We start from the raw sequence: 8,437 nt of genomic DNA on the forward strand, positions 1-8,437 counted from the left end.
ATCAAATTGTCAAGGAGTTTTTTTACAGTACTATTATTATTAATGCCCTTAAATCACTGAAAGACTTTATTGGCTATATTTTTTGCGATAAGCAGGTTTTCTTTCCTCCCGATATCCAACCATTCGGAGTTGTTATCTTCAAATGCCTTCACAGGTAATTCTTTTTCTGCGAGATTCAAGTATAAATCTACCAGAGAGAATTTTTCTTCACTTGGCATGAAAGAAAATATTTTTGGCGACATCATGTGAACGCCCATGAAAGAAAGTTCTGAAATCTCTCCGACTGGTTTTCGTTTTAATAATGTTTCATTTTTGTCGATCGATTTCCAGCCGCAGAGATTTTTTTCTTCATCGATTAAAAAATATCTTTTTGTATTCCTCCGTCTGACCGCGATAGTTGAAAGCGACTCCGCTTCCTGATGAATATCGATCATTCGTTGGATATTGAGGTTTGTAATTATATCAACATTGTGAACAAGAAATGGTTCATCACCTGCAAAAAACCATGAAGCTTTTTTTAATCCTCCTCCTGTTTCGAGTATTTTTTCTTCGGTGGAAATTTCAATATTCGCTCCATTCCAGGATTTTGAATTAACGAACTCAATTATTTTATCAGCCAAATGATGAACATTGATGATAATCTCCGAAAAGCCGAGAGAGAGAATTTTTTTTATTTGTAATTCTATTAAAGGCGTCCCATTAATTTCTATTAGAGCTTTTGGGGTGTGTGCTGTGATTGGTTTTAATCTTGTGCCAAAGCCTGCGGCTAAAATCATTGCTCGCATATCTGATCAGCTTAAAGATTCAAGTTCACGATGACGGATTTCAATAGTTATATCATATTTTGATTTTAAATGTTCAGCAAGCTTATTCGCACAAAAAACTGAGCGGTGCTGGCCGCCAGTACAACCAAACGATACAAACAAATCCGTAAAGTTTCTCTTTTGATAATTTTCAATCGAATGCTTAACCAGACTTATCGTGTGTGAAAGAAATTCTTCCATCTCTTTTTCTTTTCCAAAAAATTCTATTACCTCTCGATCGTTGCCCGTTAGTCTCTCATACTCTTTATATCTGCCGGGATTGGGTAATGAACGACAGTCAAAAACATATCCTCCGCCGTGTCCTCTTTCATCCCAAGGGATTCCTCTTTTGTATGAGAAACTTTGAATTCGAACTGTCAGTCTAAGATTCACATCACCGAATTGCCTTAGATACGAAGACTGAACAAGTTTTTCCCATGCTTTCATTAATGATGGAATTTGAACAGGCAGATCAGCATGCTGCAGAAGCCATTCGAGATTTTGGATTGCATAAGGAACGCTTTTTAAGAAATGTTCCTTCCGTTCATAAAATCCTCTAAATCCATAAGCACCAAGTGCTTGAGTGATCCTAATAAGAACATATCCATAATAGAATTGCATGAACTTTTTGGAATCTACCTTAATGAACTTCCCCACTTCGTTCATATAATGGGTTAAAAGTTCTTCGCGGATTTGATTTGGGATATCAGCTTTTGCATCGAACAGAAGTGATGCGATATCATATTGAAGGGCACCCTTTCGGCCTCCTTGATAATCGATGAAGTACGGCTTTTCATTAAAGATCATTATGTTTCTGGATTGAAAATCTCTGTAAAGAAAAAAGTCCTGTGGAGCTTCTAACAAAAAATCACAAAACTTCTGAAAGTCATCTTCCAGCTTCTGTTCATCAAAAGATATTTTGGCAAGCTTCAAAAAATAGTATTTGAAGTAATTCAAATCCCACATCATCGATTGGCGATCAAAACTACCGCGTGGATAACAGACTGAATAATCCAAGTCCTTTCCTGCAACAATTTGAAATCTCGGCATAATGCTGATGATCTCTTTATATAATTTGATGAGATTCTCTGAAAAGTTTTCTTTCTCTCGCGTTTTTACTAATAAAGAGAAGAGAGTTTCATCACCAAGATCCTGCTCAAGGTAAATATGATTATTAAGATCTTCCGAATAGATTTGAGGGACATTCAATCCTTTTAATTTGAAATGCCTGGAAAAAGTTAGAAAAGCAATATTCTCACTTCGGTCAGGATTATAAACACCCATAGCAGTTTTGTGTGAGCCGTGAATTCTGAAATATCTTCTGTCTGATCCAGAAAGCGGGAGAGGGGAGATTTCCTTCACCGATTCGCTACACCATTCTGTAAATAGTTTTGTAAGATTTTGTTCTAGTTTCTTATCCAATTTTCAACTGCTTTTAGTTTAATTTAAGTTTTTAAGAATAAAGTTGGAAATAAAATATCACTTTGATACTATCATACCCAGATCAGAATCGTCGAAAATAAGTTTTATATCATTCATGCAGCATTTAAATTATATTTGAAAAAAGATTGATTGTGCAAACTTGAAAAATAAAATAAAAATAATCGCAGATTCAAAGATTCCATTTTTGCAGGGAGTATTAGAACCATTCGCAGAAATATCCTACATCGATCCGGCTCTAATCACAAATGAAGTTGTTAATGATGCCGATGCTTTGATCATTAGAACCAGAACAAAATGCGATGCAAAGCTTCTTGAAAATTCTTCTGTTAAATTTATTGCAACAACCACTATAGGATTCGACCATATTGATACAACTTTTTGTGATGTGAATGGGATAAAATGGATTAATGCCCCCGGTTGCAATTCGAATTCAGTCATGCAGTATGTGGCGTCAGCATTATTAACTTTAGCTAATCAAAAAAAATTCCAGCTAAACGAACTGACAATTGGGATTGTAGGAGTAGGAAATGTCGGAAGCAAAATTGAGAAGCTTAGTAAAATTTTTGGAATGAAAGTTTTGTTAAATGATCCCCCCCGCGAAAGAAAAGAAGGAAGCGGAAAATTTGTCCCCTTAGATTATTTGATCGCACATTCCGATATTATCACTTTACATGTACCTCTTAATATTAGTGGACTCAACAAAACATTTCACCTCTTTGATCATAATTTAATTGAAATCTTTAATACTGATAAAATTCTAATTAACACTTCTCGTGGAGAAGTTATCTCCACAGACGCACTTAAAAATGCGATTAAAAATAAAAAGATTACGAACTGTATTTTGGATGTTTGGGAAAATGAGCCGCAGATTGATCAAGAGCTTTTAAATATGGTTGACATTGCCACTCCCCACATTGCAGGATATTCTATCGAGGGAAAAGCAAACGGAACTGCAGTTTGTGTTAATGCAGTAAATAGTTTTTTTTATTTAGGACTTGAGCATAACTGGTATCCAAAAAACCTTCCGGCAGCAAATAATCCGTTATTGATTGAGTTTGACAGCAAAGAAAAATCGCTTTATAAGATTATTTATGATTGTATAAATGCGACTTACAATATTCTTGATGATGATTATAAGTTACGAAGCTCGACCAATGAATTCGAGAGTCAACGGGAGAACTATCCTGTCAGGAGAGAATTTAACTATTATAAAGTCAAATCAAGTAATGGTAGTGAAAGTCTAAGAGCTGCTATTTATGAACTGGGATTTAATTTAGTTTAGAGTAATTTTTAATTTTTATTTCAAAATACAGCGCAATTTCACGGACAGTCGGGTTTTAAAAGAAAATAAGCCGACTTTATATCGGCTTAAATCATTGAAAAACAATGGGCTAGAAAGTGAGCGCGGAGCCTGTCCCAATTTATCGGGATGGATTCTTCCAAAGGCAACATTTTCTGAAAACCAACGACTCCTCCGACAAGTCGGAGTGCTCTACCCCTGAGCTTTCTTTAGATATTCAATTGCTTTTGTAGAATTCTTGAATGATTTCAATTTTGACTCTAATCCTCTTGCATCAAGAATTGATTCACATTCCACTGCAATTTCTAACTCCCAAGCCTCTCTTGTCCCTGTAAATCCTTTATGCTTTCGACTATGTTGAGAAATTCGCTGCTCTAAGTTTGATGTTGAACCGATATATCGTCTTCCTCTATCCGAAATCAGTATGTACACCCAATGTTTCTTCATAAGCAAAAAAGCCTTGAATAGTTATCAAGGCTTTACATTGTGAGCGCGGGTGGATTCGAACCAACGACTCCCTGCTTAAAAGGCAGGTGCTCTACCCCTGAGCTACGCGCCCAAATTCATTTTTTCAAACAAAATATCACTCAGACTAAAGACCCCTCCGACCTGTCGGAGTGCTCAACACATGAGTTACGCGCACAACCAAAACTATTTAACTGAGCATTTTCTTATACTAAGTTTTACTTAGGGAGTGCAAAATTAAAAAAATTAGAATACTAATCCAAATACTTGGTCCAATAGTGTATTAATTTTTACCCTTCGTAGTAAATATTACTTTACTGCATGAAAATTAACAACCGAAGTTAACAGTAGAAACATATTTAAAGAGAAATTTTTATATTTAATTAATTTAGAAGACAGAATTACTGAACAACGGAATTCAAAATATTGCAATTTTTGGATCGACTGGATCTATTGGCCGTTCAAGCTTAGAAGTTATTTCAAAGTATCCAGACAAATTCAAAGTTTCTTACCTTACAACGCACAAGAATATTGAGTTACTTGTTTCTCAAGCACGCGAGTTCAATCCAGATGCTGTTGTTGTCACTGATAACCAGGCATACGGAAAACTCACTGAACAAAATTTATTAAGGTGCGAAGTTCTCCCCATCTCTGGATTGATTCAAATTGCAAAAAGCGATAATGTCGATATTGTAATCGCAGCTATGGTCGGATTCGCCGGGATGGAATCAACTATAGAAGCCGTTAAAAACAAAAAGAGAATTGCATTAGCAAACAAAGAAACGCTTGTTGTAGCAGGACATTTAATTACTGAGCTTGCAAAGGAAAACGGAGTTGAAATTATTCCTGTAGACTCTGAACATTCTGCAGTGTTTCAATGTTTGGTCGGTGAGAAGATTAATAGTCTGAATAAGTTGATTTTAACTGCATCAGGCGGGCCTTTTTTAAAACGGCAAGCTGATGAATTCCAAAACATAACTATCGATGAAGCTCTTGCCCATCCAAATTGGAAAATGGGAACTAAAATTACAATCGATTCCGCCACAATGATGAACAAAGGTCTCGAGGTTATCGAAGCCCGATGGTTGTTTGGAATTGGTCATGAGAAAATCGATGTTTTGGTTCATCCTCAATCAATAATTCATTCGATGGTTGAATTTACTGATGGATCAATAAAAGCTCAGCTTGGAATTCCTGACATGAAGCTCCCGATTCAATATGCTCTAAGCTACCCTGAACGATTGGATCATAATTTTTCACCTATGGATTTTTCTAAACATTCCACTCTGACTTTTGAAGAACCTGATTTACTCAAATTTAGATGTTTAGATCTAGCATATAAATCTCTCGATTCCGGTGGCACATATCCAGTAGTGTTGAATGCCGCTAACGAAGTCGCTGTAGAAAAATTTTTAACAAAAAAAATTACGTTTGATAAGATCCCAAATATTATTGAAAGTGCATTGGAAAAAAACAAATTTAACTCCAATCCCGATTTGGAGGAAATTATTGAATGTGACAAAGTTACTCGTGATATTTGTAATAATTTTGCTTAAGGAAATAAATGGAACTATTTAATTCGATATTTTACTTTGTACTGACAATTGGCATTTTAATAACAGTTCATGAATTCGGACATTTCATTGCAGCTAAGTTGAGCAAGATGCGCGTTGATGCTTTTGCAGTTGGTTTCGGTCAGCGACTATTTGGTTATAACAAACTCAAAGGATTTTCTTTTGGATCTCTTCCTAAGGATATTGATTTAGAAGGGAACACCGATTACCGATTGTGCATCCTTCCTTTGGGTGGTTATGTGAAAGTTGCAGGAATGATAGATGAAAGTCTCGATAGAGAATTTTTAAATAATGAACCGCAACCATGGGAGTTTCGTTCTAAATCAACAGGAAAAAAATTATTTGTTATCTCTGCTGGAGTATTAATGAATATACTCCTCGCATTTTTAATTTTCTGGGGAGTAAATATTTTCAAGCCTATTCAGCACTTAAAAACAACCGAGGTTGGATACATTCCTTCAAAAAGTGCGATAGAACTTGCTGGATTTAAACAGAACGATAAAATAATTTCTGTCGATGGCAAAGAAGTTAAATATTGGGATGAAATACTCAACCACATTTTCATAAAAAGAATTGGTGAAGAATTTACTGCTGTTGTTGAGAGAGATGGTAAATTAAAGACATTGCAAGTAAACAGTAATTTATTGCAATTCGATAAATCAGAAGGGATAACACTGTTACCGAGACAAACTAAAGTAGTGATAAATCAAGTAACTTCAAATTCACGAGCCGAAAACGCTGGATTAAAAAGCGAAGACGTCATTGTGAGTTTGAATAATGAAAACATAATTTCAAATAAACAGTTAATAGATATTATCAGCAGCAACCCTGAAAAAAGTATCCCGATGATGTATGCAAGAGGCAAAGATACAATCGCAACGAATGTCATACCAAACGAGGAGGGCAAAATTGGAATTTTAAGTTCAATGATAATAGATGCGCCTGTTGAATATGAATCTCATTCATTTTTTGGTGCCGGGTTGCAGGCAATGAAAAATTGTTATGAAAACACTCTCTTATTTTTCAACATAGTTGGGAAGGTAATTTTGGGCAAGGTAGAATTCGCAAAAGCATTCGGCGGACCGATCCGTATTGCTCAAATGGCGGCACAAACAGCGGATGTTAATCTTTTCAGCTTTATTAATTTTATTGCACTGCTGAGTTTAAGTTTAGCTATTATTAATATTCTCCCATTTCCGGTTCTCGATGGAGGACATATAATTATAATTTTATTAGAAGGAATATTTCAGAGAGAAATTCCATCAAAAGTTAAAATCGCAATTCAAAATGTGGGATTTGTAATTCTTTTGCTCTTTATGGCGTTTGTAATCTACACCGATATAATGAACTTCTAATTGAAAAGAATTTACTACTGAATTGTAGAAAGCAAGCTCTGCTGAATTGAGTAAAATTCGAGCAAGTCTATCTTTGGAGATGCTTTATAATCGGATGTGTAAGCAAACAGCTCAAAAGTTTTTCCATTCTTTTCAAAAATTAGGATGCGGGCAAATTGATCGTTTTCGAATTTAAATTCGTAATCAGAATATAAAATATTTCCCGATTCGAATAAGGCAGGCTTTCTAACAACAGCGAACTTTTCCCCGAATTTTCTATTCATAAGCTCAAAACTAAGTTCAGCAGAAATTAGCAATCTTTCTTCAAGCTCTTGCTTCTCCAAAGGAACAGGAAAATGTACGACTACGATTTTAATAACACCAGAATAATTCTCCTTTGCTAACCAGATTTCGTCAATGTCGAGATTTTTATCCATTGTACTGAACCATCCTTCTGGAACAGCGGAGGAGAAAGATTTCTTTGAAGAATATACAGATTCGATGAACGAAATTTCTGCTGGAAAATAAATTGCTCCTCCAATCTTATATTTTGAAGGAGCACATTCAAAAAAGCTTATAGATAAGAATAAACAAACTATTGATAGAAGCCGCTTCAATTCGACCGGCGGTATTTTGTTTCGTCAAGCGAAAGCATAATTGAAATACGATGCGTGTTTCCTAATTCACCTTCGCGGTCGAACTTCACAAATGAATAATCAATATTTAGCTTGGGTAAAATAATGCCTGTACCAAACGTGAATTGCTTTAAGTCGTTGTATCCGGCACGAATTGAGATAAGATCTTTAAAATTATATTCAAGTCCCGAATGAAGATCAAAACTTACCGGACCGGAATTGAACATCGAAGCGCTTCTTCTATTTTCAAATCGCACATCGAAATCAAAAGCAGGAGTGAATTTTCCAGCCAAGAATTTAAATTGATATGCTGTTCCGATTTTCAAGGTTGGGGAAACTAATTGATTAGTTCCCGTATCCCAAGCGATAAGTGTAGTAGTAACATCTTGAATATTTGCACCAAGATAAAAATTCTCAAATGGCGAATACCATGCACCAATATCGAATCCAATTCCCCACGCACCGAAATCACCGATATCACGCCGAATTAATTTTAGATTTGCTCCGTACGCAAAATTCTCACGCCATTTTTTGGCGAATGAAAAATAAAATGCCCAATCTGCATAATTGAATTCTGTGATCTTTGAATAATCAAGCTTTTCATCGGGATCAAAGTTTAGATTTCCATTTAAATCAATTAGAGCATTTCTCGTATCGGGAATTCCATCAACCCCCAAACGAATTAAGCTAACTCCGAAAGTCATATCAGATCTATACGGAATAGCAACTGAAGCATAATTGTAATTCACCAAACCAGCAAATCTTTCATCATGCATCAATGCACCTTGAGGATAATCGAGGCGAGATAATCCTGCAGGATTATAATAACCCGAAAGTACATCGTTTGCCAACGCTACATACGCCCCGCCCATTGCAAGAGGTC

Annotated in this window: 8 protein-coding genes and 1 tRNA gene; 3 read left to right on the forward strand and 6 right to left on the reverse strand. The window is 35.6% G+C overall.

The window, feature by feature from the left end; genetic code table 11:
- Positions 1-53: 53 nt before the first annotated feature.
- Positions 54-785, reverse strand: coding sequence for a nucleotidyltransferase family protein (locus FJ213_12180; protein ID MBM4176911.1), 732 nt, complete (start codon positions 783-785; stop codon positions 54-56).
- A 6-nt stretch (positions 786-791) separates the two neighbouring features.
- Positions 792-2,225 (reverse strand): phosphotransferase enzyme family protein, encoded by a 1,434-nt coding sequence (locus FJ213_12185; protein MBM4176912.1) that lies wholly within the window; start codon positions 2,223-2,225, stop codon positions 792-794.
- A 172-nt stretch (positions 2,226-2,397) separates the two neighbouring features.
- Between FJ213_12185 and pdxB the strand changes: the two genes are divergently transcribed.
- Positions 2,398-3,528, forward strand: coding sequence for a 4-phosphoerythronate dehydrogenase PdxB (pdxB, locus tag FJ213_12190; protein ID MBM4176913.1), 1,131 nt, complete (start codon positions 2,398-2,400; stop codon positions 3,526-3,528).
- Positions 3,529-3,738: 210 nt separating this feature from the next.
- Here pdxB and FJ213_12195 read toward each other — a convergent pair whose 3' ends face one another.
- Positions 3,739-3,993, reverse strand: a complete 255-nt coding sequence (locus FJ213_12195; GenBank protein ID MBM4176914.1) for a GIY-YIG nuclease family protein — start codon at positions 3,991-3,993, stop codon at positions 3,739-3,741.
- A gap of 37 nt (positions 3,994-4,030) precedes the next feature.
- Positions 4,031-4,105: transfer RNA gene (locus FJ213_12200), tRNA-Lys, on the reverse strand.
- Between the two features lie 322 nt (positions 4,106-4,427).
- Between FJ213_12200 and FJ213_12205 the strand changes: the two genes are divergently transcribed.
- Both FJ213_12205 and rseP read left to right on the forward strand, forming a co-directional pair.
- Positions 4,428-5,567, forward strand: a complete 1,140-nt coding sequence (locus tag FJ213_12205; protein ID MBM4176915.1) for a 1-deoxy-D-xylulose-5-phosphate reductoisomerase — start codon at positions 4,428-4,430, stop codon at positions 5,565-5,567.
- An 8-nt stretch (positions 5,568-5,575) separates the two neighbouring features.
- Entirely contained in the window at positions 5,576-6,940 is a 1,365-nt protein-coding gene (gene rseP, locus FJ213_12210) for an RIP metalloprotease RseP (GenBank protein ID MBM4176916.1), read from the forward strand.
- A gap of 14 nt (positions 6,941-6,954) precedes the next feature.
- Here the strand turns inward: rseP and FJ213_12215 are convergent, their stop codons facing one another.
- Both FJ213_12215 and FJ213_12220 read right to left on the reverse strand, forming a co-directional pair.
- Entirely contained in the window at positions 6,955-7,536 is a 582-nt protein-coding gene (locus tag FJ213_12215) for a hypothetical protein (protein MBM4176917.1), read from the reverse strand.
- The coding region (locus tag FJ213_12220; protein MBM4176918.1) for a PorV/PorQ family protein at positions 7,533-8,437 on the reverse strand (905 nt) is incomplete at its 5' end. The genes FJ213_12215 and FJ213_12220, both read right to left, overlap by 4 nt.

This window comes from Ignavibacteria bacterium (assembly GCA_016873845.1).
Lineage (GTDB): Bacteria > Bacteroidota > Ignavibacteria > Ch128b > Ch128b > JAHJVF01.